This is a genomic window from Agrobacterium sp. a22-2, assembly GCF_012276985.1.
Lineage (GTDB): Bacteria > Pseudomonadota > Alphaproteobacteria > Rhizobiales > Rhizobiaceae > Allorhizobium.
Genome location: NZ_JAAXMM010000001.1, coordinates 185,153 through 211,022, shown reverse-complemented (window position 1 = coordinate 211,022; position 25,870 = coordinate 185,153). Strand labels below are relative to the sequence as shown.

Annotated in this window: 24 protein-coding genes; 14 read left to right on the top strand and 10 right to left on the bottom strand. The window is 61.8% G+C overall.

From position 1 onward, the window contains the following. The first annotated feature begins 74 nt into the window (after positions 1-74). The 3 genes from HFC70_RS00990 to HFC70_RS00980 all read left to right on the top strand — a co-directional run bounded on the left by HFC70_RS00990 (position 75) and on the right by HFC70_RS00980 (position 2,394). The gene (locus tag HFC70_RS00990; protein ID WP_168471737.1) at positions 75-707 is read left to right on the top strand and encodes a CatB-related O-acetyltransferase; all 633 of its coding nucleotides are present in this window, start codon (positions 75-77) and stop codon (positions 705-707) included. A 121-nt stretch (positions 708-828) separates the two neighbouring features. Next, on the top strand, positions 829-1,320 hold the full coding sequence (locus tag HFC70_RS00985) for a ribonuclease H (RefSeq protein WP_246735608.1): 492 nt from the start codon (positions 829-831) through the stop codon (positions 1,318-1,320). A gap of 117 nt (positions 1,321-1,437) precedes the next feature. Next, complete coding sequence (locus tag HFC70_RS00980; RefSeq protein ID WP_168471325.1) at positions 1,438-2,394, top strand: bile acid:sodium symporter family protein; 957 nt, start codon at positions 1,438-1,440, stop codon at positions 2,392-2,394. Positions 2,395-2,436: 42 nt separating this feature from the next. On the opposite strand, the gene HFC70_RS26880 is transcribed toward HFC70_RS00980, so the two are convergent. Both HFC70_RS26880 and HFC70_RS00975 read right to left on the bottom strand, forming a co-directional pair. After that, positions 2,437-2,796: a DUF4996 domain-containing protein gene (locus tag HFC70_RS26880; protein ID WP_246735607.1), complete on the bottom strand. Its 360-nt coding sequence runs from the start codon at positions 2,794-2,796 to the stop codon at positions 2,437-2,439. Then, a complete protein-coding gene (locus HFC70_RS00975; RefSeq protein WP_246735606.1) occupies positions 2,751-3,488 on the bottom strand; it encodes a glycerophosphodiester phosphodiesterase family protein in 738 nt (245 codons plus the stop codon). The genes HFC70_RS26880 and HFC70_RS00975 overlap by 46 nt, the downstream gene beginning before the upstream one ends. A gap of 288 nt (positions 3,489-3,776) precedes the next feature. Between HFC70_RS00975 and HFC70_RS00970 the strand changes: the two genes are divergently transcribed. Both HFC70_RS00970 and HFC70_RS00965 read left to right on the top strand, forming a co-directional pair. Continuing rightward, the gene (locus HFC70_RS00970) at positions 3,777-3,986 is read left to right on the top strand and encodes a cold-shock protein (RefSeq protein ID WP_168471324.1); all 210 of its coding nucleotides are present in this window, start codon (positions 3,777-3,779) and stop codon (positions 3,984-3,986) included. Positions 3,987-4,150: 164 nt separating this feature from the next. Further along, entirely contained in the window at positions 4,151-5,854 is a 1,704-nt protein-coding gene (locus HFC70_RS00965) for a GH32 C-terminal domain-containing protein (RefSeq protein ID WP_168471323.1), read from the top strand. Positions 5,855-5,871: 17 nt separating this feature from the next. On the opposite strand, the gene HFC70_RS00960 is transcribed toward HFC70_RS00965, so the two are convergent. After that, on the bottom strand, positions 5,872-7,278 hold the full coding sequence (locus HFC70_RS00960; RefSeq protein ID WP_168471322.1) for a bifunctional serine/threonine-protein kinase/universal stress protein: 1,407 nt from the start codon (positions 7,276-7,278) through the stop codon (positions 5,872-5,874). A 3-nt stretch (positions 7,279-7,281) separates the two neighbouring features. Continuing rightward, a complete protein-coding gene (locus HFC70_RS00955; RefSeq protein WP_168471321.1) occupies positions 7,282-8,022 on the bottom strand; it encodes a metallophosphoesterase in 741 nt (246 codons plus the stop codon). 300 nt (positions 8,023-8,322) lie between these two features. Between HFC70_RS00955 and HFC70_RS00950 the strand changes: the two genes are divergently transcribed. Beyond that, the gene (locus tag HFC70_RS00950; protein ID WP_168471320.1) at positions 8,323-9,810 is read left to right on the top strand and encodes a pyruvate kinase; all 1,488 of its coding nucleotides are present in this window, start codon (positions 8,323-8,325) and stop codon (positions 9,808-9,810) included. 49 nt (positions 9,811-9,859) lie between these two features. On the opposite strand, the gene HFC70_RS00945 is transcribed toward HFC70_RS00950, so the two are convergent. Continuing rightward, entirely contained in the window at positions 9,860-13,369 is a 3,510-nt protein-coding gene (locus HFC70_RS00945; RefSeq protein ID WP_168471319.1) for a PAS domain-containing hybrid sensor histidine kinase/response regulator, read from the bottom strand. A 215-nt stretch (positions 13,370-13,584) separates the two neighbouring features. Between HFC70_RS00945 and mscL the strand changes: the two genes are divergently transcribed. From mscL to HFC70_RS00905, 8 genes are all read left to right on the top strand, one after another. Next, positions 13,585-14,010 carry a large conductance mechanosensitive channel protein MscL gene (mscL, locus tag HFC70_RS00940; protein ID WP_168471318.1) on the top strand — a complete coding sequence of 142 codons (426 nt, stop codon included), beginning with the start codon at positions 13,585-13,587 and terminating at the stop codon, positions 14,008-14,010. A 146-nt stretch (positions 14,011-14,156) separates the two neighbouring features. Continuing rightward, positions 14,157-15,326: a pyridoxal phosphate-dependent aminotransferase gene (locus HFC70_RS00935; protein WP_168471317.1), complete on the top strand. Its 1,170-nt coding sequence runs from the start codon at positions 14,157-14,159 to the stop codon at positions 15,324-15,326. Positions 15,327-15,525: 199 nt separating this feature from the next. Then, the gene (gene galE / locus HFC70_RS00930) at positions 15,526-16,560 is read left to right on the top strand and encodes a UDP-glucose 4-epimerase GalE (RefSeq protein WP_168471316.1); all 1,035 of its coding nucleotides are present in this window, start codon (positions 15,526-15,528) and stop codon (positions 16,558-16,560) included. Positions 16,561-16,709: 149 nt separating this feature from the next. Further along, the gene (gene rfbF / locus HFC70_RS00925; RefSeq protein ID WP_168471315.1) at positions 16,710-17,480 is read left to right on the top strand and encodes a glucose-1-phosphate cytidylyltransferase; all 771 of its coding nucleotides are present in this window, start codon (positions 16,710-16,712) and stop codon (positions 17,478-17,480) included. Between the two features lie 2 nt (positions 17,481-17,482). Further along, on the top strand, positions 17,483-18,556 hold the full coding sequence (gene rfbG / locus HFC70_RS00920) for a CDP-glucose 4,6-dehydratase (protein WP_168471736.1): 1,074 nt from the start codon (positions 17,483-17,485) through the stop codon (positions 18,554-18,556). Further along, positions 18,553-19,116: a dTDP-4-dehydrorhamnose 3,5-epimerase family protein gene (locus HFC70_RS00915; RefSeq protein WP_168471314.1), complete on the top strand. Its 564-nt coding sequence runs from the start codon at positions 18,553-18,555 to the stop codon at positions 19,114-19,116. Before rfbG ends, HFC70_RS00915 begins: the two co-directional genes overlap by 4 nt. Beyond that, the gene (locus HFC70_RS00910; RefSeq protein WP_168471313.1) at positions 19,113-20,342 is read left to right on the top strand and encodes a class I SAM-dependent methyltransferase; all 1,230 of its coding nucleotides are present in this window, start codon (positions 19,113-19,115) and stop codon (positions 20,340-20,342) included. Before HFC70_RS00915 ends, HFC70_RS00910 begins: the two co-directional genes overlap by 4 nt. A 148-nt stretch (positions 20,343-20,490) precedes the next feature. Continuing rightward, positions 20,491-21,777 (top strand): glycosyltransferase family 2 protein, encoded by a 1,287-nt coding sequence (locus HFC70_RS00905; protein ID WP_168471312.1) that lies wholly within the window; start codon positions 20,491-20,493, stop codon positions 21,775-21,777. Positions 21,778-21,810: 33 nt separating this feature from the next. Here the strand turns inward: HFC70_RS00905 and HFC70_RS00900 are convergent, their stop codons facing one another. Genes HFC70_RS00900 through HFC70_RS00880 form a run of 5 tightly spaced genes read right to left on the bottom strand, consistent with a single transcriptional unit; the run spans position 21,811 to position 25,793 of the window. Beyond that, positions 21,811-22,497, bottom strand: coding sequence for a metallophosphoesterase (locus HFC70_RS00900; RefSeq protein WP_168471311.1), 687 nt, complete (start codon positions 22,495-22,497; stop codon positions 21,811-21,813). Continuing rightward, positions 22,494-23,486: an ATP-grasp domain-containing protein gene (locus tag HFC70_RS00895; protein WP_168471310.1), complete on the bottom strand. Its 993-nt coding sequence runs from the start codon at positions 23,484-23,486 to the stop codon at positions 22,494-22,496. Before HFC70_RS00895 ends, HFC70_RS00900 begins: the two co-directional genes overlap by 4 nt. Then, on the bottom strand, positions 23,483-24,358 hold the full coding sequence (locus HFC70_RS00890; protein WP_168471309.1) for an NAD(P)-dependent oxidoreductase: 876 nt from the start codon (positions 24,356-24,358) through the stop codon (positions 23,483-23,485). The genes HFC70_RS00895 and HFC70_RS00890 overlap by 4 nt, the downstream gene beginning before the upstream one ends. Continuing rightward, positions 24,355-25,080, bottom strand: coding sequence for a bifunctional 2-polyprenyl-6-hydroxyphenol methylase/3-demethylubiquinol 3-O-methyltransferase UbiG (locus HFC70_RS00885; RefSeq protein ID WP_168471308.1), 726 nt, complete (start codon positions 25,078-25,080; stop codon positions 24,355-24,357). Before HFC70_RS00885 ends, HFC70_RS00890 begins: the two co-directional genes overlap by 4 nt. Continuing rightward, positions 25,077-25,793 carry a WbqC family protein gene (locus HFC70_RS00880; protein WP_168471307.1) on the bottom strand — a complete coding sequence of 239 codons (717 nt, stop codon included), beginning with the start codon at positions 25,791-25,793 and terminating at the stop codon, positions 25,077-25,079. The genes HFC70_RS00885 and HFC70_RS00880 overlap by 4 nt, the downstream gene beginning before the upstream one ends. Between the last annotated feature and the right edge of the window lie 77 nt (positions 25,794-25,870).

Genomic DNA, 25,870 nt, shown 5'->3' with positions numbered 1-25,870 from the left:
GCGGTGGATTCCCTCCCCCTTGGCGACTAGCATCGTTCGTCCACTGCGCCGGCTTTGTTCTGAACGGTATTTTGATGCCTCTTCTCGATGCGAATGCAACTCACCCCATCACTCTGCCGGACGGAACGCTGTATCGCGACACCGTCTACCTGAAGAACGTGATCAGCCATCCGCGCATGGAGATCGGCGAATACAGCTATTTCACGCATTCCGGGAAGCCGGAAGACACTGCCGAAATACTTGCACCTTATCTGGGGCATGGCGTCGGTGAGCGGCTCGTCATCGGCAAATTTGTCCAGATCGCTCGGGGAAGCTATTTTATCACAAGCTCGGCCAATCATCCGATGACGGGCTTCACGACCTATCCCTTCCGGATCTTCAAATCCGAGACCTTCGGCTACAAGGATCTGCCGGTGAAAGATACCGTGGTCGGGCACGATGTCTGGATTGGCCATGACGCAGCGATCATGCCCGGTGTGCAAATCGGTGCTGGGGCGATCGTCGCTGCCGCGTCGGTCGTTGTTCGTGACGTTCCCCCTTATGCCGTTGTTGGAGGAAACCCGGCCACGGTCATTCGAATGCGCTATCCCTCTGAGATCATCAGCGAACTTCTCGAAATTGCCTGGTGGGATTGGCCCCTTGAAAAAATTGAAGCGAACTTGGCCTTCCTTGAAAACGGTGACATTGCAGCTCTCAAGATGGCTTGAGAACCCGGCAATCGCAGCGTCTTGATGACTGCTCCGGTTCAAAAGGCGACTTCACTGGCAGGCTCATCTCCGCCAAAACAGGATGGTTTTCACCAACCGCAGACAAAGCAGCCTCTTCTCGATGTTCTTTCCTCCGACTGCCGCTCCAGTCCTCCACATCTTCACCGACGGCAGCTTTGACCCCGCCTCCCGCCATGGCGGCTGGGCCTTTGTCGCCTGTCGCGCCGGCGTGGAGGTCGCATCCGGGTTTGGCGGGGTCTCGCAAACGACCAACAATACGATGGAGCTGATGGCGCTGTTGCAGGCGGCGCGCTGGCTCCATCAGTCGGCCGGGGCTGAGCCGGCGGTCCTCTGGTCGGATTCCGGCTATGCCGTAGAGGGCTGCAACCGCCTGATGCCGATCTGGCGGAACAATGGCTGGAAGGTGATCTGCGCCAATGCCCATCGCCGCCGCCGCACGATCCCGGACCGGGACCTGTGGCAGGCGGTCGATGTCGAGCTTGATCGAAATCCCTTGATCACGGTCGCCTGGTGCAAGGGCCATTCAGGCCTTGTCGGCAACGAACGTGCCGATGCGCTGGCCGAAACCGGCCGCTTGTCGATCCGGACGTAATGAAGGCAACGCGCCGAAAATCCGCCGCATACGTACCAGTTTGCGCCATCAATGACTTGACAGAGACCGGCACGCGCCTAAACCGCGCGACAGACTATGTCGTCAAGGAGTGCTGTTTTGAAAGTTCTGGCTAATTTCTCGGCCTTTGTCGGCAAGACTTTTGCTGTCTGGGTCATCCTGTTCGCCGTGCTCGGCTTCTTTTTCCCCGATACGTTCAAGCAGATCGCGCCATGGATCGTCACGCTGCTGGCCGTCATCATGTTCGGCATGGGCCTCACCATTTCCGTCGATGATTTCCGCGAAGTGGTCAAGCGCCCGTTCGATGTGGCAATCGGCGTCGCGTCGCAATTCGTCATCATGCCACTTCTGGCCGTGCTTTTGACGATGATCGTGCCCATGCCGCCGGAAGTCGCCGCCGGCGTCATTCTGGTCGGCTGCTGCCCGGGCGGCACCTCGTCGAATGTCATGACTTATCTCAGCAAGGGCGATGTCGCCCTGTCGGTCGCCTGCACCAGCGTCACCACGCTGGCAGCGCCGCTCGTCACGCCCTTCCTGGTCTGGCTGTTTGCCAGCCAGTATCTGCCGGTTGACGCCATGGCCATGTTCATCAGCATCGTCAAGGTCGTGCTGGTGCCGCTGGCACTCGGCTTTGCCCTGCAGAAACTGCTGCCCAATCTGGTGCGCGCCGCCGTGCCGGCCCTGCCGCTGGTCAGCGTCATCGGCATCGTGCTGATCGTGTCCGCCGTCGTCGGCGCCAGCAAGGGCGCCATTGCCCAGTCCGGCCTGATGATCTTTGCCGTCGTCGTTCTGCACAATGGCCTGGGCTACCTGCTCGGCTTCTTCGCCGCCCGCGCTTGTGGCCTGTCGCTTTCCAAGCGCAAGGCCATCGCCATCGAGGTCGGCATGCAGAACAGCGGGCTGGGCGCTGCCCTTGCCAATGCCTATTTCTCGCCGGTCGCCGCCGTGCCCAGCGCCATCTTCAGCGTCTGGCACAATATTTCCGGCGCGCTCTTGGCCAATTGGTTCGCGTCCCGCGTCGATGGCGCTGAAAAGACGGTTGCCAGCAAGGCGTGATCATCCAAAACTGCCGGGCGGCATAACCGCCCGGCAGCCCCATCACTGGGTCAGCCCATAGGGCAGGCGGTGGCCGTTGGCTTCCAGCCATTCGATCAGCGCCCTGGGCTCGTCGGTCTGGACGATGGTGGCGCCGTGGTTGATCCAGAAGCCGTAGACATCGTCGGGACGCCCGGCCGCGAATGCCAGTCCGTCGCCGCGCCCTCCGGCCACCATGCCCTCGGGCCGGTCGGTGATCGGGTAGGTGTTGATCCACATGTGCCAGCCGCCCTTGACCGCTGCCGCCTGTGCTTCGGCCGAAAACAGCGGTCCGCCGGCCTCGGTTATCGGCTGTCCGGCCTCGCGCTGCCAGACGATCAGTTCGGCGGCCGGCGCGCCGAAGGCAGCGGTGACCTTCGCCATGAAGCCGGCATCCCGACCGCATCGTCGGCAAAGATCGGCATGAAGGCAACATCCGCGCCGATGTCGACCAGAGCGCTTTGCGTTTCGGCCAGCCGTTGCTCGTTCCAGATCGCATGCTTCAGCAGGATCCCGTCCGCCATTCCCAGGCTGCGGGCAAGGTGGGCGATCTCCGGCAAGTCGGCAGCCTCCAGCTTGTTGTCGACATTGACCAGGATCCGCCCCTTGGCGTGGGACAGCATCTCGGCAAGCGTCGGCACGCTTTCGGCGGTGACGCGGCGCTCTCCCTCGACCACAAGGCGACAGGTTTTCAGTTCAGCCAGTGTGTGGGCGCTCACCTTGCCTTGGCAGGTCGTGGTGCGCTCCAGCGTCGCATCGTGCAGGACCACCAGCACCCCGTCGGCCGATCGCCGCACATCCAGTTCGACGGCTTCCACGCCAATCGCCACCGCCGCGTCGATGGCGTCCAGCGAGTTTTCGGCCCGCACCACCTGGCCGCGGTCCTTCCAGCCGGCCCGGTGCGCCACCACCATCACATGGCCGCGCCATTGGTTGGCATGGGTCAGCCGCGCCCGGATCTGGGTGGCTCGACCGTTTTCGGGCATCGAGGCATTGCCGGCCAGCGAGGGAAAAAGCATCAGCATGCCGGTCAGCACGCTGGCAAGGATCGGCATGGTCGGGCGCATCGGCGGCATCTCCGGGATCCGTTAGGGTCCGGTCGCGATAGCGGCTTTGCTTGACGGGCGGATGAAGGTGGGATGACGGGACGATGACAGGCCTGCCGAAGGGCCGCAGCCTGTTTTTGTCGTTTGCGCCTTGCCATAGACACAATTGCGGAGTACATCAGCGCCATCGATCTTGCTAGATGAACTTTGTTTCGGCTTTCCGCTGTTACTGGCGAACTTCCTCAAAATCGGTTTTCACCGCAGTGATGGGCCTCCCAAGACTGCAAATTCTATGAACGATTTTAAAAGGATATCGTCATGAGCACTGGTACCGTAAAGTGGTTTAACGCAACCAAGGGCTTCGGCTTCATTCAGCCGGACGACGGCGCTGCCGACGTTTTTGTTCATATCTCTGCCGTTGAGCGCGCTGGCATGCGCGACCTGAAGGATGGCCAGAAGCTGTCTTTCGAACTGGTCCGCGACAACAAGTCCGGCAAGATGTCTGCAGACCGCCTCCAGGCCGTCTAATACAGATTATCTCCAGATCGTGACCACGGATGTACCGGCACGGTTTGTAGAGATTGAGGGAAGGTCGGGTTTGCCCGGCCTTTTTTTATGCGCTTTTTTCGGATGAGCGACCTTCCCCGGCCGCATTCGCGCTCTAGCTTTCTGAAAGACAACAAGGAAAGCCGATGCCCGACACAGCCCGGACGCAAGACAGCCAGCGCGTCATCCATGCCGATCTGCCGGTCAACACCACCTTGCATATCTGGCTAAAGGCCATGCTCCCCGGCATTCAAGGATCGCTGTCCTTCGTCAGCGCCAACGGCAAGTTCGGCGAGGTGCTGGCCACCAATACCGAGGAATACGATTTCCGCATCTACCACGTGTTCGGCGGCGGCCATATCGAGCTGCACTATGACAGCGACGTCACCTCGGTCTCGGTCGCCTACTGGTTCACCCCCGCCGATGTGCTGGAAACCGGCATCACCGTGTTGCACACCAATCCTGGCAATGCGCCGCCACGCCTGACGGACGGCTATCATTTTCGCCCGCCCTTCGGCTGGATGAACGATCCGAACGGCTTTGGCCGGTTCGGTGGCCGGCCGCATCTGTTCTATCAGCATTATTCCCACGGCCTGACCTGGAACACCATGCATTGGGGCCACGCCGTCTCGTCGGATTACCTGCGCTGGCGCCACCTGCCGATCTTCCTGTTTCCCTCCGAGGATCTGAGCGCCCGGCCCGACAAGCGCGGAGGTGCCTTTTCCGGCTCAGCCATTGCCTTGCCCAACGGCCCCGGCATCCGGGTCTTCTTCACCGAGCAGCAGAAGGATCGCCAGCCGGAGGAACAGATCCAGATGAGTGCCACCTCGGCCGACCTCTTCAGCGCCGGCCAGGCGGAGGTGATCCTGCCGCATCGGCCCGAAGGCGAGGGCCTGACGCTCGATTTCCGCGATCCTTACGTGCTGAAAGGCCCGGATGGTCTGTGGAAGATGCTGCTCGGCAGCCAGAGCGCCGAGGGAGGAGTGATCCTCCTCTATGAGACCGAGGACAGGACAGCCGCCGGTGGTTGGACCTATGTCGGCAAGCTGTTGGTGGACACACGCCACAAGACCACGGCGCTCGAATGTCCCTGCCTGCTGCCGCTCGACGGTCCGCTTACCAGTCCGTCCACCCGCTGGGTGCTGATCTATGGCCTGATGAACAGCGAGGACATCAGGACCGGGCGCAAGAACCTGACGATGGCCGAAGTCGGCTGGTTCGACGGCAAGACCTTTGCCAAGGAATTTGAGCAGGAGCTGGATTTCGGCACCGACAATTATGCCTTCCAGGCCTTCATGGATGGCGATGTGCCGATCGGCATCGGCTGGCTGGCCAACTGGGCGGATGCCGGTCAGACCATCGACTTTCCGACGGCCATGACCCTGCCGCGCACGCTGATGCTGGCCGATGGTGCGCTGTTGACGCCGCCGATCGGGGCTGCCGAAAGCCTGCGCAGCCACAGTCTCGACCGCACGCGGCTCGCCAGTGGCCAGACGGTCACGCTGCTGAACGGCGCCGTCGAGATCCTCTTCGAACTCCAGGAGACCGGCACCGGCTTCGAGCTGCAGCTTGATCACCCCGGCGTTCAATTGGCCGTCGTGCTGGATGATGCAGGCCTGTCCATTCGCCATGAGAAAGAGGGCGAGGTGTCGCCCCTTTATATGGCCGAGGGCGCCCGGCCGCGGCGCATCCGCGTCTTCCTCGATTACGGATCGATCGAGGTCTTTGCCGATCACGGCCGCTGGGTCGGTACCAAGCGCATTGCCGGCTTCGAGCCGGTCCGCTCCGCCCGGTTGATCGCCGCCCCCGGCGCCGTCACCCATGCAACGATCTGGGCATTACGGCCGTAACGATCGGTGCCGGCACTTCAGTCGTTCGCCGGCTGGCGCACCCGCACCACCGTCACGGTGCAGGGCGCGTGCCCGGCCACTTCGCCCGAAACGCTGCCCAGCAGCGTACGCATGGCGGAATTGGCGCGCGCGCCCATGACGATATGATCGACCAGATTGTCCCGCGCATGGGTGAGGATGGCCTGGGCCGGCGACACTGCTTCGATCACATGGTAGGTCGCGCAGCTCTCGGCCAGTTTCAGCGGCTCGGCCCAGTGCTTCAATTGCACCAGTCGGGATACATGCATGTTGTTGCCGCTCGCGTCGAGATCGCTGTCGATTTTGAGCAGGGCGGTTTTCAACACGTTGACGCAGGCGACACGGGCATCCGGTGTCTTTTCGATAATCCGGCTGACCGTCAGTCGCAGGGCTTCGGCAAGCTCGGCCGAGCCGTCGCTCAGATCGATGGCAACCATGACGATCGGCGCTTTCGACAGAAGCGTCGTGCCGGCATGGGGCCGGATCATCTCGATCGGATCCGGGTTGAATCGCCGCTTCATCACCTGCGCCCATCCGTCGCGCTTTATCTTTTCGGCGCGGGGTGACAGCGCCACCTTGGAGAGGTCCTGCAGGTCCATGGCGAGTTGCGCGGCAGTTGGATAGCGCCGTGCCGGGTTGACCTCAAGGCATCGCAGGATCACCTCCTGAAACGCCTTTGACAGATCTGGCCTTCGCGCCCGCGGCGGCACCGGGTCCCGCCATAGGCGGCGCTTCAATCCTTTCAGGCGCTCCGGATCGCCGAACGGCCGCGTTCCGGTGACAAAGAAATACATCAGCACACCGAGTGCGAAGATGTCGCTGCGAAAATCATTGCGGACGCCAAGGATCTGCTCCGGCGCCATATAGGGGGCCGTGCCATAGGGGAGGCGGAATTCCTCGTTCATCAGGTCGGGCAGATGCAGATGCCGGGCCAGTCCGTAATCGACCAGAACGGCTTCGCCCGTCTCCCGAAACAGGATGTTGGAGGGTTTTATGTCGAGATGCACGACATTCTGGCGGTGCAGGTCGGAAAGGGCTGTGGCGATACGGGCGCCGAGCCTTGCCACTTCGTCCGCCTCGAGCGGCAGCCGGTCGAGCAAGGGATAGAGCGACGGCCCGGACAGCCGTTCGAAGACGATATAGGGCTGGGTGGCGAAATCGCCATTGGCAACGAAGCGCGGCACATGCCGGCCGGAGAGCTTCGGCAGGATCATCTGCTCCATTTCAAAACCGACGATCATCGCCGGATCGGTGCCGGCCCCCATTTCAGGCACCTTCATCAGCATCGGAAAATCGATGTCGGGCCGGGTCACCGCGTAGAGCCGCGCCATGCCGCCCCGGTGGGCCAGTTCGCCGATCGTGAAGCCGTCGATCACGCTGCCGGGGTGGAGATTGGATCTGGCCATATGCTATGTTCCCTTGAACAGCCGGGCCGCCAACCTGTCCGGCAGTCCAGCCGCGCGGATGCTGGCGGCGGCCGCCTCGATATCGTAGGCGGCCCGCAAGAAGCAGAGCTCGCCCGTCTCGGTATCGAGCATCGCAAAGGCGGCGGCCGGATTGCCATCACGCGGCTGGCCCACCGAGCCCATGACGGCCAGCCAGCGTCGCTGCGGCAGAAGCGGTATGCCGGTCGACGAATGAGGCGCAAAGGCCGTCGGCTTGCCCGCTGCGGACAGCGCATAGAGAGCCGGCACATGGACGTGGCCGCAGAAGCTCAGCCGTGCCTGGCAGGCCGAGAAATGGACTGCGGCGTCGTCCGTGTCGGTGACATAGCGGAATTTCTGCGGTGCAGAGGCGTCCGCGTGGACATAGAGCCGGTCCTCCTCCCGGATTTCCAGCGGCAGGTCCTTGAGAAAGGCTTTCTCGCTGTGCGACAGCACGCCCGCGGTCCAGTCTATGGCGGCGCGGGCCGTGTCATTGAGCGATATGAGGGGATCTGACACCGCCTGGTCATGGTTGCCGCGAATGATGATCGCCCCCTGTTCGGCGAGCGCCATGCATGTCTGCACGCACCAGCCGGGGTCACCCCCATAGCCGACGATGTCGCCGAGAATGACGTAACGCGAAGCGCCGCGCCTGTCGGCCTCCCCAAGGACAGCCTCGAACGCTTGGCGGTTTGCATGAATATCGGACAGGACAGCGATCCGCATGGCCCCTCCCTGGCATCGAATGCTCTGATGGGGCACTTTATGCGCTAATCCGATGGCGCGCTATTGGCCGGAAGGAGAAGACGATGTCTTCTCGGCTTTTCAAAAGACAGGGCATGCTGCATCGCGAAATGTTATGGTCTGCTCCTGGGGTGCGGTGGCTTTCCGCCGTCACGCTGCCGTTACGTCGTTGGCTTAAGCATGGCCTGTTTGAAGCCTTGCAGGCGAAAACCGCGATCGGCCCGGCGTGTCGCAGCCGTCTCCTCACAGCGGTTCTCAACGAGCGGAAATGGAGTGCGGATCATGAACAAGCTGGATGTGCCGACGAGTGCCGAAAAGGCCTCCGATCTGCTGGACGAGATGCTGCAACTGCGGGCGACTGTTCTGGAAAAGGCAGCGGTCCTTCTCGCCGGTTTCGATGCTTCCACGGCGCCTGCCGATCCGGCCGTCGAAAATCTCTCCCACTATCTGAGCCTTCGCCATCACGACCTGCGCATCCTGCAGCGCCGCCTGATGGTTTTGGGCCTGTCGTCCCTCGGCCGCCTGGAAGGTCGCGTCCTGCCGACGCTCGATGCGGTGATTGCGGCCCTGGCGGCCCTGTCCGGCCGGGAAAGCCCGGTGGCCATGCCGACCGAAGGCACGTTCTTCAAGGGCGAGACCCGGTTGCAGGAGGCCGCCGATGCGCTGTTTGCCGCACCGCGCGCCCATCGCCGCACCCGCATCATGGTGACGCTGCCGAGCGAAGCCGCCAATGAACCGGACTTCATTCTGGATCTTGCCGCCAAGGGCATGGACATCGCCCGGATCAACTGCGCCCATGACGGACCGGATGCCTGGCGCGCCATGTCGGCCCATGTGCGTTCGGCTGCCAATGTGCTTGGTCGCGATCTGAAGGTTCTGATGGATATTGCCGGCCCGAAGATTCGTACCGGCGTCGTGGAGCTTCCCGATAAAAAGGCGCGCCTCTCGGTCGGCGACCGCGTCCGGCTGGTGGCCTCCGGCCTGCCCAGGACCTGCGGCGAGGTGCGTTTCTCGGCTGGCGTGTCCCTGCCGGAAATGGTCACGCGACTGTCGGTCGGCGATCGGCTGCGTTACGATGACGGCAAGCTCGAAGGCGTGGTAGACAGCACCGCTGACGGCGAGGCGGTCATCCTCATCACCAAGGCCAAATCGGGCGGCGCCAAGCTGAAGCCGGAAAAGGGCATCAACCTGCCCGATACAGCCCTTGGGCTCTCACCGCTGACCGCCAAGGACGAGACGGACCTGCCGACCGTGATCGAATGCGCCGACATGATCGGCTATTCCTTCGTCAGTCATCCTGACGATATCGATCTGCTCGACGCGGCGCTGGCGCGTCATGGCGCGACAAGCCGGCCGCTGGGATTGATCGCCAAGATCGAACAGCCGGACGCCGTACGCAATCTGCCGGCTTTGATTGCCCGTGCCCGCCGCCGCGGTCCGTTCGGCGTGATGATCGCTCGCGGCGATCTGGCAGCCGAAATCGGCTTCGAGCGGCTTGCCGAAATGCAGGAGGAGATCCTGTGGATCTGCGAGGCGGCATCTGTTCCGGCCATCTGGGCGACGCAGGTGCTGGAGGATCTGGTGCGCGACGGCATCCCGTCGCGCGGCGAGATGACGGATGCGGCCATGGCCGGCCGGGCCGAATGTGTCATGCTCAACAAGGGCCCGTCCGTCGGACAGGCCGTGGAACTGCTCGACCGTCTGCTTGGCCGCATGGACGAGCATGTCGTCAAGAAAACGCCGACCCTGCGTGCCCTGAAATCCTGGTGACATCCTGGCCGCACGGAGTTGTCGATCTCGCTGGAAGACGGCAGGCGGCCTATTCCGCGGCGGTCCTTTTAAGCGCCGAGACCTGGGTGATATAGGCGCGCAGCGCGGCCGGGCGGACCGGTTTGTGCTGGATGCCGATCGTCTGCCGCTCGGCCTCGCTGCGTACCTCCTGGGTGCGGTCCGCGGTGATCAGCAGGGCCGGGATGGTCGTGCCGTATAACGAACGCAGCATCAGGATCGCCCCGATGCCGCTGCCGTCGCCGAGATGGTAGTCGGCGACGATGACGTCGGGCGGTGTCGCGTGATCCGCGACGATGCCGTCGAGCTCGGCAACCGAACCGGCGCAATCGACCTGGCAGCCCCATCCCGTGAGCAGCAGTTTCATGCCTTCCAGGATTTTCGGCTCATTGTCGATGCACAGCACCCGCACCCCCTCCAGCGAGCGCGCGGTCTTGTCGGGCGAGGTCAGCGTCGCGACGGCTGCGGTCTGCGGCTGCGACACGTCGAGCGGCATGAACACGCGGAAGCTCGTGCCCTTGCCGGGGGTCGAGGAAAGCTGCACCGGATGGTTCAGAACCCGGGCGATGCGGTCGACGATCGACAACCCGAGCCCAAGCCCCGATGCGGTCCTGACCCCTTCCTCAAGCCGCGCGAATTCCTTGAACACCGTGCGGAATTTCGATGACGGTATGCCGATGCCGGAATCCATTACCTGGATCACCACGTCCTTGCCGTGACGGCGCGCGCCGACCAGAACCCGGCCGGACGGCGTGTATTTGATGGCGTTGGACACCAGGTTCTGGACCAGACGGCGCAGCAGATTGGGGTCGGTCCGCACTTTCAGCGATGTCGGGACGACGACGAGCTTCAGGTTCTTCTCCCGCGCCATCGGCGCGAAATCGGTCTCGATGCGCTCCAGCAGGCTTTGCAGGGGAACGGAGGTCAGTCGGGGTTTCATGGCGCCGGTGTCGAGGCGCGACAGATCGAGCACTGCCCCGAGGATGACCTCGACCGATTCCAGCGCCGAATCGATATTGCGCACCAGTGCGCTGTCGCTGGAATCGCCGAGCCGTTCGACCAGCGACGATGAGTAGAGCCGGGCCGCATTGAGCGGCTGCAGGATGTCGTGGCCGGCTGCCGCAAAGAACCGCGTCTTGCCGATATTGGCCTCGTCTGCCGCCGCCCGCGCTTCGGCCAGCGCATGGTTGACGCGGGTGAGTTCGGCCGTGCGTTCGCCGACCCGCTGTTCCAGGGTCTCGTTGGCCTGCTTCAGTGCCTTGTCGGCATCCACCTGGGCGGTGATATCGGTGAAGGTGGCAACGATGCCCTTGTCCGGCATGGCATTGCAGCGGACCTCGATGATGCGGGCGCCGCCCGCCAGCACCAGCTGGAACGGATCGTCCAGGTGATGGAAATTGCCGATCACCGTCGACTGCTCCTCGACGGCGATATCACCGCGTTGCGACAGGATCGAGATGATATCAGTCAGCGGAAAACCGACCTGGCCGACATGCTCCGGCAGATCAAGCAGGCTGCGGAACCGCCGGTTCCAGATCGTCAGGCGGCTGCCGGCATCGAACACGGCGATGCCCTGGTCCATCTGTGACAGGGCGGTCTGCAGCATGTCCTGATTGTATTGCAAGGCCTCGCTGGCCTGGTCGAGAAGCCAGGCGGTGTCGGCCGACGTATCCTCCGCCTTCTGCAGGATCAGCGACAGGACCAGGCGGGCGGAGGCCGAGCCGATGGCGCTGCCGAGCAACTGTTCGGAAAAGTGGATGAAGGCCATGTCGGCCGGACTGTCATCCGCCAGCTTGCGACCGGCCGCCTGCTCGTAGCTCTTGAAAGAGCGCTGCATGCGCTCGTCGCCGAGATAGCGGGCGATCGCCGTCTTGAGGTCGCCGACGCTGACACGGGTCTTCCAGCCGCGTGTGGCGAAATTGGCGCGCAGATGGCGTTTGACGAAAATGCCCGACTGGATCCGCTCGACCGGCCGTGGATTGCGGCTGAGCGTGCCGATCACGAAGGCCGCGCAGTTGATCAGCAGGCTCAAAACCGTGGCATTGACCAGTTGGTCCGCATCCGGCCCGCTGAACAGCGTGATGCCCGGAAACAGGAAGCTGAGAACGGTGGAGGCAAGGTCTGTGTGATCCTGGATGCCGAAGCTCGGCAGGAACAACAGGTAGATCCACACGACGAAACCGGCGCTGAGGCCAGCAATGGCGCCGCGCGCATTGGCGCGCCGCCAGATCAGCCCGCCGAATAGCGACGGGGCGATCTGGGCAATTGCCGCAAAGGCCAGCAGGCCGATGGACGACAGGCCGCTGCTATTGTCGGCCGAGCGGTAATAGGCATAGCCGAGCAGCATGACGCCGAAGATCGCCGTGCGGCGGATATGCAGGAGCGTCTTGGCGAAATCGTCGTGATGGCTGGTCCGCGACAGCAGCTTTTGCCTGAGGAAGATCGGCATGACGATGTCGTTGGACACCATGATCGCCAGCGCCACCGATTCGACGATGACCATGGCGGTGGCCGCCGAAAAGCCGCCGAGAAAGGTGATCAGCGAGACAACAGGCAATTCGTTGTGCAGCGGCAGTGATAGCACATAGAGGTCGGCATTGCCGGTGCCGCCAAACGCCATCAGTCCGCCGATTGCCGCCGGCAGCACGAAGATGTTGATGGCGATCAGGTAGAGCGGCAGCAGGTAGCCGGCCAGCCGCAGCTCTTTCGACGTGCGGTTCTCGACGACGCTGACATGGAACTGGCGCGGCAGCATGATGATGGCAAAGGCGGAGAGCGCGATCAGCAGCAGCCAGCGGCTGATCGGCGTTTCATGGGTCAGCGCCGACATCACCAGCGGCGTTTCGACCGCCTTCGACCAGAGGTCGCTCGGCCCGTCGAAGAGAAAGAAGACGACGGATATGCCGAGCGTCCAGAAGGCCACCAGCTTGACGACCGATTCCATCGCGATGGCCAGGATCAGCCCGTCCTGATGCTCGGTCGCATCCGTGTGGCGCGTGCCGAAGATCACCGCGAAACAGGCAAGCGACAGCGCGACGATCAGCGGTAGGTCGATGAAATAGAGATTGCCGGTGCCGATGCCGTAATCCGACGGATCGACCATGGCCGAGACCGACGAGGACACCGCCTTGAGCTGCAGGGCAATGTAGGGGATGGTGCCGACCAGCGAGATCAGCGTCACCAGCATGCCGACGATCGGGTTCTTGCCATAGCGGGCGGCGATGAAGTCCGCCCCGGAGGTCAACTTTTCCGCCTTAGCCAGTTCGATGATGCGGCGCAGGATCGGCATGCCGAGCGTGAACATCAGGATCGGGCCGATATAGATCGCCGTGAATTCCAGGCCGCGATCGGCTGCCAATCCTACCCCGCCAAAGTAAGTCCAGGAGGTGCAGTAGATCGCCAGCGACAGCGCATAGACGATGGGTCGGCCGTTCTTGGGAACACCGTGCAGCCGGCTCCGGCGGTCGCCGTAACTGGCCACCGCAAACAGCAGCAGCAGATAGGCGAAGGCCGAAAGAAAGATGACCCATCCTGGAAGCACGTACCCTCCTTGCCACGGCGTTCCAAAACTCCGTGCACGACATTAGGTCAAATCGCTGCTGTTTGAAATCGTCCGGCCAATTGGTAATAAGTCGAACATATTGGCGCGACGTATGTTTTTCCGCGCTCCCATGTTCCAAGTTTCGGCAGCTCTGCTAAATTGCGGTTTGCAGGATTGCTGCGGCAGTCGAGACATCGGATCAAGGGGAAACTGCAATGCTCAACGAGTTCAAAACGTTTGTCGCCCGCGGCAATGTCATGGACCTGGCTGTCGGCGTGATCATCGGTGGGGCGTTCGGCCTGATCGTCAATTCGCTCGTGGCCGACATTGTCATGCCGATTGTCGGTGTGGTGTTCGGTGGTTTCGACTTCTCGAACTACTTCCTGCCGCTCAGCTCCAAGGTGACGGCAACGTCGCTGGCGGCGGCTCGCGAACAGGGCGCGGTCTTTGCCTATGGCAATTTTATTACCGTGGTGATCAATTTCGTCATTCTGGCCTGGATCATCTTCCTGATGGTCAAGGGCGTAAACACCCTGCGCAAGTCGCTCGAAAGGCAGGAGGCCGCCGCGACCGAAGCTGCGCCTCCTCCGGCCGATATCCAGCTTCTGACCGAGATCCGCGATCTGCTGAAGACACGCTGACCGGTTGGACCGTCCACATTGAAAGCCTCGGCCTTTTACCCAGGCCGGGGCTTTGCCATTCATCACGGAAATCGATCTGTGCCTCACGTTTTATCATATGAATTCCAGCCGGCGATCGGTTATCAACGCCGAAACGGAGAAGCCTTATGTCGATCGTCAGCAGCCTGAGCCCGCGTGCCGTATCCGCGCCCGAAAGCGGTATCGTTGAAATCATCACCTATGCGCGCGGCAAGGAGAACCTCATCCCTCTCTGGGCCGGCGAAGGTGATCTTCCGAGCCCCGACTTCATCAATCGTGCGGCCAGCGACGCCCTTCTGGCGGGTGAGACCTTCTACACCTGGCAGCGCGGCATACCCGAACTGCGCCAGTCGCTGTCGGCCTATTACCAGCGGCATTTCTCCGCGGATCTTTCACCGGAGCATTTCTATGTGACCGGCTCGGGCATGCAGGCCATCGTTCTCGCCGTGCAGGCCCTGACCGGACCCGGCGACGAGATGATCTACCTGACGCCCTGCTGGCCCAATATCGTCTCGGCTATCGAGATCGGCGGCGCCCGGGCAGTAGGCTTGCCGATCGGTTTTGAAGGCGGGCGATGGGCACTTGATCTCAACCGGCTCGAACAGGCGATCACGCCGAAGACCAAGGCGCTGTTCATCAACACGCCCTCCAACCCGACCGGCTGGACAGCCAGCCGCGAGGATCTGGCGGCCATCCTCGGCCTTGCCCGCAAGCACGGCATCTGGATCCTCGCCGACGAGATCTACTCACTCTATCACTTTGCATCGGCCGACCGCGCGCCCTCGTTCCTCGACATCATGGAAGACGGTGATCGGATCATCTTCGCCAATTCCTTCTCCAAGAACTGGTCTATGACCGGATGGCGCGTCGGCTGGCTGGTGGCGCCGCCTGAGACCGGGCAGATTTTCGAGAACCTGATCCAGTATTCGACCTCGGGCGTGGCACAGTTCATGCAGCGCGGTGCCGTTGCCGCTCTCGATCACGGGGACGATTTCGTGCGCGAGAACATCGCGCGTGCCGTCACGTCCCGTGACATCCTCTGCGATGCGCTCATTGCCACCAATCGGGTGCAGATGATGAAGCCCGAAGGCGCGCTGTATGCCTTCATGAAGATCGACGGCCTGGAAGACAGCCGCGCCGCCGCCATCGACATCGTTGACAAGACAGGCGTCGCGCTGGCGCCCGGATCGGCCTTCGGCGCCGGCGGCGAACAGTTCCTGCGGGCCTGCTTCCTGCGCGATCCGGCCCAGGTCCGCGATGCAGCCGGCCGGCTCAGCGATTACATCCTGAAGCTTTAAGCGAGAAGAACGGAGCGGTCGAGTGACCGCTCCTTTTTTTGACCTGATCGATAAAATTTGAACATTTTTTATAATCGACGCTTAAGTATAGTTTGAATGGATAGGCGCAATTTCACCAGCTATTCTTCCAGATAAATAGTTTTATAGCCAAAATCGCTTAGACCTTTCCTGACGTAGGCTCAGGTCGAGGAATAGAGTTATGGCGATATTGGTGACGGGCGGTGCCGGTTACATTGGCAGTCACATGGTCTGGGCATTGCTGGATGCCGGGCACGATGTGGTTGTCGTCGATCGTCTTTCGACGGGCTTTCGCTGGGCAGTAGCGCCCAAGGCACGCTTCTATCTCGGCGATGTCGGCGACCGCCTGGTTCTCGATCAGATTTTTGCCGAAAATCCCATCCATGCCATCATTCACTTCGCCGGTTCGATCGTCGTCCCGGAATCCGTCAGCAATCCGCTCGACTATTACGACAACAACACAGGCAATTCCCGCGTGCTGATCCAGGCGGCGGTCAAAGCCGGCATTTCCCGGTTCATCTTTTCGTCGACCGCTGCCGTCTATGGCACGCCGGACCGCAACGAACCGGTCTGCGAGACAGTGACGCCGCGACCTGAGAACCCCTACGGCTCCTCCAAGCTGATGACGGAGGTCATGCTGCAGGATACGGCGCGCGCCCATGACTTCCGTTATGTGGCTCTGCGTTATTTCAACGTGGCCGGCGCCGATGCGCAGGGACGCGCCGGTCAATCGACCCGCGGCGCCACTCACCTCATCAAGGTCGCCTGCGAAACGGCGCTTGGCATGCGCGACGGTATGAGCGTCTACGGCACGGATTATCCGACGCCGGACGGCACCGGCGTGCGTGATTATATCCATGTGAGCGATCTGGTCACCGCCCATCTGAAGGCGCTTGACCATCTGCAGGGCGGCGGCGCATCGCTGGTCGCCAATTGCGGTTATGGAACCGGATCTTCGGTGCTGGATGTCATCGATGCCGTGGAACGCGTCAGCGGCAAGACGCTCAACGTCCGCTTCGAGCCACGTCGTCCGGGCGATGCTGCCTTCGTGGTGGCCGATGCCGGGCTTGCCCGGCATATTCTCGGCTGGTCCGCGATCAGCCCTGGGCTTGAGACCATCGTGGCCACGGCGCTCGACTGGGAGCGTCGCCGGCTCAGCGACGAGACGCACGACATCGATACGATTCGCCAGCGATTGGCCGCGACGCGGTTCTGATCGCACCTCCAGTTTGACAACAGGTTCGCCCGATAGCCTCTCGCCCGGTAATAAGCGTTTACCGGGCAGGGCGGATTCATGGCGTTTTCATTAGGCAGGGTTGAACGGGGCGGCGGCACGCTGCCCGGTGGCATGGGCCGGAGGTGGCGATGAAAGCCGTTATCCTGGCAGGTGGTATGGGTACGCGCATCGCGGAAGAGACCCATCTGAGGCCCAAGCCTATGATCGAGATCGGCGGGCGGCCGATCCTGTGGCACATCATGAAGCTCTATCATGGCCATGGCATCCGCGATTTCATCATCTGCTGCGGCTTCCGCGGCTATGTGATCAAGGAATATTTCGCCAATTACGGCCTTCACATGTCGGATATCACCTTCGACCTGGCGAACAACAGCTTGCAGTTCCATCGCCAGAGCGCCGAAAACTGGCGCGTCACCCTTGTCGACACCGGCGAGACGTCCCTGACAGGTGGTCGGTTGAAGCGGGTTGCCTCCTATCTCAAGGACGAGGAGGCATTCTGCTTCACCTATGGCGACGGTCTGTGCGATGTCGATATTGGTGCCACCGTCCGATTCCACAAGCAACACGGTCGTCTGGCAACGGTGACCGCGGTGCGCCCGCCGGCCCGCTTCGGCGCCTTGAAACTCGATGGCAACACCGTCAACGGTTTCATCGAAAAGCCGGAAGGCGAGGGCGGCTTCATCAATGGCGGCTTCTTCGTGCTGTCGCCGCGCGTCATCGACCGCATCGAAGATGACAACAGCAGCTGGGAAGGCGAGCCTCTGACGGGCCTCGCCGAAGACGGTGAGTTGCAGGCCTTCATGCATGAAGGCTTCTGGCAGCCGATGGACACGCTGCGCGACAAGAACCTTCTCGAAAGCATGTGGAGCAGTGGCAATCCACCCTGGAAGATCTGGTGACCATGGCCAATCCGCAATTCTGGAACGGCAAGCGTGTTCTTCTGACCGGCCATACCGGCTTCAAGGGAAGCTGGCTCGGCCTCTGGCTTGCAGACATGGGTGCCGAGGTCAGCGGCCTGTCGCTGGAACCTGATACCGATCCGTCGCTATTCCGGCTGCTGAACGGTGGGCAGGATGTTGAGCCCTGTGATATCCGCGACCGGACGGCAGTCTCAGCCCGCGTCTTGGCGTCCCGGCCGGAGATCGTCCTGCATCTGGCGGCCCAGCCCCTGGTGCGGGCCGGCTACCGTGATCCGCTTGCCACATACGAAACCAATGTCCAGGGCACCGCCAATCTCCTTGATGCGCTGCGTATCGCGCCGGATCTGCGCGCCGTGGTCGTCGTGACCACCGACAAGGTCTACGAGAACCCGGAAACCGGCCGGCCTTTCGTCGAAACCGATCCGCTCGGCGGCCACGATCCTTACAGCGCCAGCAAGGCTGCAGCCGAGATCGTGACTGCCAGCTATCGATCGTCCTTCTTCGCGGCGCGGCGCGTCGGTCTCGCCACGGCGCGGGCCGGCAATGTCATCGGCGGCGGCGACTGGGCCGAGGACCGGCTGATCCCCGACGCCGTCAGGGCCTGGGGCAGCGGCCAGGTACTGGACGTGCGCCGGCCCGGCGCTGTCCGGCCCTGGCAGCATGTGCTGGAACCGCTCAACGGCTACCTGATGATGGCCGAGCGGCTCTGGACGGAACCGGATTTCGCTTCGAGCCTCAATTTCGGGCCGGACAGCCATTCGGCGGCAACCGTCGGCGATGTCCTTCAAAGGGCGCGTAGCACTTTTGGCCAAGGCGATGTTCTGCTGGGCGACGGCAGCGCCGGCCCGCACGAGGCGGGCTATCTGATGCTCGACAGCGCAAGGGCAACGGCTACGCTTGGTTACAGGCCGTGCTGGTCCCTCGACGAAACAGTGAAACGGACCATGGCCTGGTATCGGGCCCAGGCAAGCGGCGTCCCGGCCCGGCAATTGTGCCTGGGCGATATCGCCGATTATCGGCAAGGTCTGGCAACGGATCTGCGGGAGGCGGTATGAGCGCCCGTTTCGAGGTCGTGCCGACAGCCATCGACGGTCTTTTGATCCTGAACCGGCGCCGCCTGGGCGACGAACGCGGGTTTCTGACGCGTCTGTTCTGCGCCGAGGAACTGGGTGCATTGGGATGGGACGGTCCGGTCTCGCAGGTCAACGAAACCGGCACGACCCACGCCGGCACGGTCCGCGGCATGCATTTTCAGCGCACGCCCTTCGGCGAGGACAAGCTGGTGACCTGCGTGGCCGGCACCGTTCTCGACGTCGCGGTCGACATTCGTCAGGGATCGCCGACCTTCATGCACCATGTCGCCGTCGAATTATCAGCCGACAACGCTCGCTCCCTGCTCATTCCTGCCGGTTTTGCGCATGGTTTTCAGACGCTGACCGACGGGGTGCGGATGATCTACGCCCATTCCGCGCCTTATCGTGCCGAGGCCGAAGGTGGGCTGCATTGCCAGGATCCGCAGCTTGCTATCGCCTGGCCGCTGCCGGTCGTCCATTTGTCTGCCCGCGATGCCGGGCACCCCTTTCTTGATCCGAGTTTCGAAGGGATCGCTGCATGAAATGCCGTCACTGCCAGTCGCAACGCATGCGGCCGTTTCTCGACCTCGGCACCGCGCCGCCATCCAATTCCTATGTTCGCATGGAAGATCGCGGCCGCCCGGAACTCTGGTATCCGCTGGTGATCCGCGTCTGCGAGGAATGCCTTCTCGTCCAGACCGAGGATTTTGCGGCGCGAGAGACGTTCTTCTCCGACGGCTACGCCTATTTTTCCTCATTTTCCTCGTCCTGGCTGGCCCATGCCCGCGACTACGTGGCGGGCATGGCGGAGCGGTTTACGCTGGGGCCGCAATCGCGGGTCGTGGAAATCGCCGCCAATGACGGTTACCTGCTGCAATATGTCAAGGAGCGCGGCATTGCCTGCCTGGGCGTCGAGCCGACCGCTAGCACTGCCGCGGCGGCGCGCCAGAAGGGCATAGTGGTCGTCGAGGATTTCTTCGGCACCGCCCTTGCCGAAAAGCTCGAAAAGGATGGCTGGTCCGCCGATCTGATGGCAGCCAACAACGTGCTGGCGCATGTGCCGGATATCAACGATTTCGTCGGCGGCTTCGCCCGCCTGCTGAAGCCGCAGGGTGTCGCCACCTTCGAGTTTCCGCACTTGATGAACATGGTGGCCGAGACGCAGTTCGATACCGCCTATCACGAGCATTATTCCTATCTGTCGCTGACGGCGGTCGAGCGCATCTTCCGGAAAAACGGCCTGTTGGTCTTCGACGTCGAAACGACGCCGTGGCATGGCGGCAGCCTCAGGGTCTTTGCCTGCCGAAGCGACCACGACCATCACCAGCGCCTTGGAAGCGTCGATGCGATGTTGGCGCGGGAAGCCGAAGCTGGAATGCGCGATCTGCAATACTATGCCGGCTTCCAGGCAGAGGCAGAGCGCGCCCGCAACGACTTCCTGGCCTTCATCATCGATTGCCAACGCCAGGATCTGAAAGTGGCAGCTTACGGAGCGGCCGCCAAGGGCAATACGTTGATGAATTTCGCCGGCCTCAAGCCGGACCAGATGGCCTTCGTCGTCGACAAGAATCCGGCCAAGCAGGGCATGCTACTGCCCGGCAGCCGCGTGCCGATTGTGTCCGAGAGTGTACTCAAAGCCGAGAAACCGCAAAGGGTGGTGATATTACCATGGAATCTTCAGACCGAGATCAAGCAGCAGCTTTCGTATATCACAGACTGGGGTGGGAAGTTCGTGACGGCGATTCCGCATCTGACGATTCATCCCTGATCAAAAACAGACAGATCGTTGAGGAACGCCAACCCGCCAAGATGACCCCGGTCGTCCTGCCGGCAGGCCGCGTGGCGCCGATCGACTGACGGTTTTGCGCCGGGCATGAACCTGGGCGAAAGCCTGTCGGGAAGACTGGAGAAGAACGATGACACAAGAGCCGCGACTTTCGATCTGCGTCCCCTCGCGAAACCGTCAGTATTATTTCAAGAAGACAATCGAGGGGCTGTTGCGCAGTTCGCGCACGGATATCGAACTGGTCCTTGTCGACAATTCCGACGACCCGACGATCATGAACGACTACATGAAGGAGGTGGCGAAGGATCCGCGCGTCATCTATCTTCCCTCGGCCGATCGCACGCTTTCCATGCTGGATAACTGGGAACGCACTCTGGAGGCCGCAACCGGCAACTGGGTCACGGTCATTGGCGATGACGACTACATCGACCCGGATGTGATGATCGTGCTGAAGAAGGTTGTCGCGGCCAATCCCGGCCTGGAAGCCTTTGCCTGGGGTGCGCTGAACTATATGTGGCCGAGCCCACAGGGGCGGGTGCAGAATGTCTTGATCGGCTTCAATCACAATGTGATCAAAATCCCGAGGTCGGATTCGCTGAAGGGCATGTTCGGTTGGCACGGGGCCGGCATCATTCCGAAAGCGGGATTTTCAGTCTATCATTCCGCCATCAGCCGCCCCCTTCTCGAAAAGATCAAACAGACCTTCTGCGGCCGCTATTTCGAGCACCCCACGGTCGACTACGACATGGCGATGAAAGTGATCGCCACCGGCCGTGAGTTTGCCTTCTGCCAGCGGCCTTTTTCGGTCATGGGCAGTTGCCCGGAAAGCAATTCCTACTCGATTGGCCGCATCGATGACATGAAAGCGAGAGTCGAGGCTTTCATGAAGGAACTCGGGCGCAATATGGACGAGGATCCGGAACTTGCCGACTTTCCGTTCAGCAGCCATCTCGGCGTGACATCGGTGATCGGCATCACGCAGCAATGGTTCAAGAAGAAGTACAAATTGAACTTCGACGGCTGGGAGAAGAACTTTACCGAGGCATGCGCGCGGAATGTCGAAGTTTTCCGGGAGCGGGAGGCCTTCGAGATTGTCAAGGAAGGCTACACAGCGGCCCTGAAGAAATGGCGGCGTGGCAAGTTCTTGAAATACTTCAATCCGGTCCTGATAGAGAACGAGCAAGGCATCGCCATCAGCGGCTCCAACGAAATCGGAACCTATATTCGCTCGGATATTGCCGGGGTGAAGACGCCGGTGGAATTGTTCGACATCGTCAACGCCATGGTAATGCCGGCGGATATGATCAAAGTTCGCGAAGAGGGACTGCGTTATCCGTGGGATGAATACATGCTGACGATCGATGGCGAGCGCCGCGCCGGGTTTCAGCCTGGCAAAGGGGACAAGAGGGTCGCCTGAGGGCGGCCGGCCTGGCCTTGACCCTGCTTGAGCTCAGGCGAGCGTGATCCTGTCGATCCGCCCGCCGATCTGGGCGCCGATATAGAGGTTCTCGTAGCATTTTGCCGGAAAGCCGGCATTGCGCATGTGGAAGGCCGTCTGATCGATGTCGTAGCCGACGCGGTGCAGATCGATCCGGTCGCCGGACAGGGTAGCAAAGGCAGCGCGCGGGTCGCCGTCGCGGGGTTGGCCGACCGCGCCGGGATTGCAGAATGTCTTGCCATTTACGTCAAGCACGGCCTGGACATGGGTATGTCCGGCAAACAATCGCCGCATGCCAGCCGGAAAATGCGCGTCGGCAATGGCGTAAAGATATTGGTCGATCGGGTCGTCCAAACCACCATGCACGAAATAATCCGTGCCATCAACGATATGGGATCTGGACGTCGACAGCCATTCGACCTGTTCGGGCGAGATTATGCCGCGCTGGTAGTCGGTGATCTCCGAGACCAGCCTGGAGCGCGGGCATCCTTCGCCGCTGACGATATAGTGGTCGTGATTGCCGAGGATGTTGACGATGCCGCGATCGCGCAGCACATCGACGCATTCGCCAGGCTGCGCGTAATAGCCGACGACATCTCCGAGCGACAGGATCTGGCGGCAACCCAGCGCGTCGATCCGTTCCAGAACGGCGGTGAGGGCGGGCAGGTTGCCATGAATGTCGGAAATGATCGCGATCATCTGACGACCAGGTCTTCGTAATATCGCCAGCCGCGGCCGCGCGTGATCGTCGGAGCCTCCGGCTCTTCGCCCGTCAGGTAGAACTGCACGGCAAGGGCTGCTTCATTATAGCCGAAAGCGGCCCGCAGCGAGGTGCTGCTCGAAAACCGCGGATTGATTTCCAGAAGATAGGGCACGTCGCCGGCCATGCGGAACTGGTAATTGGTCGGGCCGACCGGCTTGAAGATTGCTGCCAATTGTTCAACCGTCGCGGCCAGCACCGGGTGATCGACCACTTCGGCATATTGCGTATTGCCGGCCACCGACAGCTTTCGCCGGAAAATGATGGGCGGCAGGGCTGTTCCATCACCGAGACCGAAGGCGCCGACCGTGAATTCCTGATCGTCGCTGCCGACGAATTTCTGGATCAGAAAGGCGTCCTTGCTTCGGCGGCTCCAATAGGCGAAATCATCTGCGTCCCGCAGCACGGCGATACCGCGCGAGCCATTGCCCTGGCGCGGCTTCAGCAGCAAGGGCGGCGCGCCGAGTTCAGCCACGCACTCGTCCCAGGTGGCAGCCAGGCATCCGGGGATTACAGGCAGTCCGTGGGTCTTGAGCGCCTCGGCGAAAATCCATTTGTCCTGCGCCAGCTCGATCAGCTCGGCATCGTTGAGGACGATTCGGCTTCGGACTTCTGCAAAGACTGAACGGTTGCGGTTGAAGAACAGCACGTCAAGCTCCAGCCCCGGCAGGACGAGATCGACCGCTTCATTCTCCAACAGCGATGTCCAGAAGTCGAGATAGTCCAGGCTGTCTTCGTCGCAGTGCGGCTTGGCGAAGAAGGCATCGCAGAAGTGCCGGCCGATGCCGTTCGGGTCGCGGTCGACGCCGATGATGCGGACGGGAAGGCCTGCCTTGCGCAAAGAGGCGGCGATCCCCTGACCGATAATCGCGCCGACGGCCGTGACGACGACGGTGATGGGGACGGGTAGCGTCTCTGATGTCGTCATGTGATGTCCATGGGGCCAAAGGCCGGTGCCGTGCCGGCCGATTTGATCATCTTGATCCCATCGCGCATGCCGATCGTGGGCGACAGGCCAAGCAGGTCGAACGCCGGTCTGCCATCGGCGAAATGCACGGGGCGGAACGGGGATTTCTCCGGTGCATCCACCTGGCGTCCTCCAAGTCCGAAGACGTCATAGGCGATATCCGCCACCTGCTGCCAGGTGAGGGACTGCGGATGGGTGATCGGCAGGTCTCCGCGGATCTCAGCCTGCGCGCTGCGGATCATAAGATCGGCGGCATCCTGGACATGCAGCAGGTTGCGTACCCCAAGAGAGGGCGGCATGCGCATGTCGAGCCCTCTGGAAGCATAGGCAATGATCCGGCCGAACCAGGGCTGGTGATGGCAGCATCGCCCGTCGGTGTCGTAGAGCTGCGTGAAGCGTAGGCTGCAGAAGCGTCCGCCCTGTCTTTTCATGGTCCACTGGAGCAACTGCTCGGCAATCGCTTTGGTCAGGCCATAGGAGGTAAAATGAGCGGAGTCGAGGGCCGGATCGGAGGAGGCCGAGCCGGCATAGACGAGAACGGATGCGCCGAGCTGCCGAACCAGGTCGCCGGCGGCAATGGCGCTTGCAGCGTTGAGCGCAAAATTCTCGCGTAGGCCTTCGTCGCTGTCCCCGGCAAATCCAGCCGCGCAATGAAAGACCACATCGGCGCCAAGGTTACCCGGAACGGCAACCGTTGTGTCGAGCAGGTCGAAACGGATATCATCGCCCGGTCCGCGACCCACGGTGAGCGTCTCCACGCCGAGCTCATGCAGTCGCTGGATCAACTGGCGCCCGAGCATGGAACCCGCGCCGATGACGGCCGCGGTTTTCATGCCGCTTCGGCTTCGACCAGCAGCGCCACGCACAGATCCGGGAAGTCGATGCCGACCCTTAGCATCGCTTGAAGGTTTTCCTGGAAGTCGGGAAGCGTCTGCAGCACTCCGAGCGGAAGAGGCTTCAGGTAGATGCCTTCCTCATGGGTGATCCTGTAGCCATGTTGCTCGATGTCGGCGCGCAACGTGTCGCGGCAGTATTGCCGGCGATGGCCGAGCGCATGGTCATTGGCGTTGAGGTCGTAGATATTGGCGATCTTGCCGAGTTCGAAGCCAAGGCGCCGGTTCATGGACTTGGCATTGGGCACGGCGATATAGAGTTTGCCGCCGGGCTTCAGGAAGCGCTTGAAACGGGCCAGCAACACGCCCGGATCCTCGACATGCTCGAGCACGAAACCCATCACGATGGCATCGAAGCGTTCGTCCGTGTCGAAGTCCTCGAAATAGGCAAAGACCACGTCGCCGGAGAAGTCGGGGCTCTTCTCCCTGAACAGATCGATCACCACCTGCGAGCCCTCGATGATGACGTGGCGTTCGCAAACGGCGTTGAAGATACCCGGCGTGTAGCCATGGCCGATGCCGAGTTCGAGGATCGACTGGCAGGTGCCGAAACGCTCGATGATGCGTTCGGGATACCAGTTCAGGATCAGATCGTTCTCGATTGCCGTTGCGCCATTCGGCCGATACTCCGAGGTGACGGCGTCCAGATTGACTGCGTTCATGCGGCAAATTCCTTCCAGTCGAGGGTGCCCGAGTGAATCATCACCGCGCCGTCAGTGCCACAATTGGCGACAAGGTCGAGCGCGGTGACATAAGGGGTGAAGTCCCCATGCAATTGCGGATAGGGCGTGCGCTGATAGTCCATGTAGGCGACCGAAATGCCTTTGCTTTCGAAAAGCCCATGGTTCAGATAATTGCGCGCACCGTGGCCGGTGATGTAGTTGGTTCCGCCCAGATGCTCGACGATGTCGCAGACCCGCTCGCTGCTCGCCCCGTCGATCGGCAGATCCGATGAGAAGACGAAGCGGGCACGGTGCAGCTTGAAATAGGTGGCCAATTCGAGCATCGACTGGCGGGAGACGTCGGCCACGGTTACGAGATCATGGGCAAAGACGCGATCGACAAGGCTTAGCATCTCCTCGCGGAACGGCGCCTTCAGATAGTTCTGCCGCAGGATGTCGCGATGCTTGGCGCGCCAGTCTGTGCGGTCGTCGAGCATGACCTCGTCGATCCGCTGGCCGAAGTGAAAATCCCGAAGCGGTAGCGTCAACCAGCTCACGCCTTTCGGCCCTTTGACCTGCACCCGATTGGTGAAGCTGCCGCGCGAATACTGGACATCATCGTAGTGGACAAACACATCCGCAAGCCGGATTTGCTCCAGCATTCCCACCCAGGGGAAATACATCGACTGCGAAATGACGATATTGAGGCTCATGGTCCATTCGAACGGGGTTGATCGTCGCTGTTCACCAGCCCTACAGGTGATAGCTTTCACCAGGCTGGCCTTTGACG

Coding starts and splice junctions, on each gene's coding strand:
- HFC70_RS00990 (WP_168471737.1), top strand. CDS start 75: ATGCCTCTTCTCGATGCGAATGCAACTCACCCCATCACTCTGCCGGAC.
- HFC70_RS00985 (WP_246735608.1), top strand. CDS start 829: ATGTTCTTTCCTCCGACTGCCGCTCCAGTCCTCCACATCTTCACCGAC.
- HFC70_RS26880 (WP_246735607.1), bottom strand. CDS start 2,796: ATGGCGAAGGTCACCGCTGCCTTCGGCGCGCCGGCCGCCGAACTGATC.
- HFC70_RS00975 (WP_246735606.1), bottom strand. CDS start 3,488: ATGCCGCCGATGCGCCCGACCATGCCGATCCTTGCCAGCGTGCTGACC.
- HFC70_RS00970 (WP_168471324.1), top strand. CDS start 3,777: ATGAGCACTGGTACCGTAAAGTGGTTTAACGCAACCAAGGGCTTCGGC.
- HFC70_RS00965 (WP_168471323.1), top strand. CDS start 4,151: ATGCCCGACACAGCCCGGACGCAAGACAGCCAGCGCGTCATCCATGCC.
- HFC70_RS00960 (WP_168471322.1), bottom strand. CDS start 7,278: ATGGCCAGATCCAATCTCCACCCCGGCAGCGTGATCGACGGCTTCACG.
- HFC70_RS00955 (WP_168471321.1), bottom strand. CDS start 8,022: ATGCGGATCGCTGTCCTGTCCGATATTCATGCAAACCGCCAAGCGTTC.
- HFC70_RS00950 (WP_168471320.1), top strand. CDS start 8,323: ATGAACAAGCTGGATGTGCCGACGAGTGCCGAAAAGGCCTCCGATCTG.
- mscL (WP_168471318.1), top strand. CDS start 13,585: ATGCTCAACGAGTTCAAAACGTTTGTCGCCCGCGGCAATGTCATGGAC.
- HFC70_RS00935 (WP_168471317.1), top strand. CDS start 14,157: ATGTCGATCGTCAGCAGCCTGAGCCCGCGTGCCGTATCCGCGCCCGAA.
- galE (WP_168471316.1), top strand. CDS start 15,526: ATGGCGATATTGGTGACGGGCGGTGCCGGTTACATTGGCAGTCACATG.
- rfbF (WP_168471315.1), top strand. CDS start 16,710: ATGAAAGCCGTTATCCTGGCAGGTGGTATGGGTACGCGCATCGCGGAA.
- rfbG (WP_168471736.1), top strand. CDS start 17,483: ATGGCCAATCCGCAATTCTGGAACGGCAAGCGTGTTCTTCTGACCGGC.
- HFC70_RS00915 (WP_168471314.1), top strand. CDS start 18,553: ATGAGCGCCCGTTTCGAGGTCGTGCCGACAGCCATCGACGGTCTTTTG.
- HFC70_RS00910 (WP_168471313.1), top strand. CDS start 19,113: ATGAAATGCCGTCACTGCCAGTCGCAACGCATGCGGCCGTTTCTCGAC.
- HFC70_RS00905 (WP_168471312.1), top strand. CDS start 20,491: ATGACACAAGAGCCGCGACTTTCGATCTGCGTCCCCTCGCGAAACCGT.
- HFC70_RS00900 (WP_168471311.1), bottom strand. CDS start 22,497: ATGATCGCGATCATTTCCGACATTCATGGCAACCTGCCCGCCCTCACC.
- HFC70_RS00895 (WP_168471310.1), bottom strand. CDS start 23,486: ATGACGACATCAGAGACGCTACCCGTCCCCATCACCGTCGTCGTCACG.
- HFC70_RS00890 (WP_168471309.1), bottom strand. CDS start 24,358: ATGAAAACCGCGGCCGTCATCGGCGCGGGTTCCATGCTCGGGCGCCAG.
- HFC70_RS00885 (WP_168471308.1), bottom strand. CDS start 25,080: ATGAACGCAGTCAATCTGGACGCCGTCACCTCGGAGTATCGGCCGAAT.
- HFC70_RS00880 (WP_168471307.1), bottom strand. CDS start 25,793: ATGAGCCTCAATATCGTCATTTCGCAGTCGATGTATTTCCCCTGGGTG.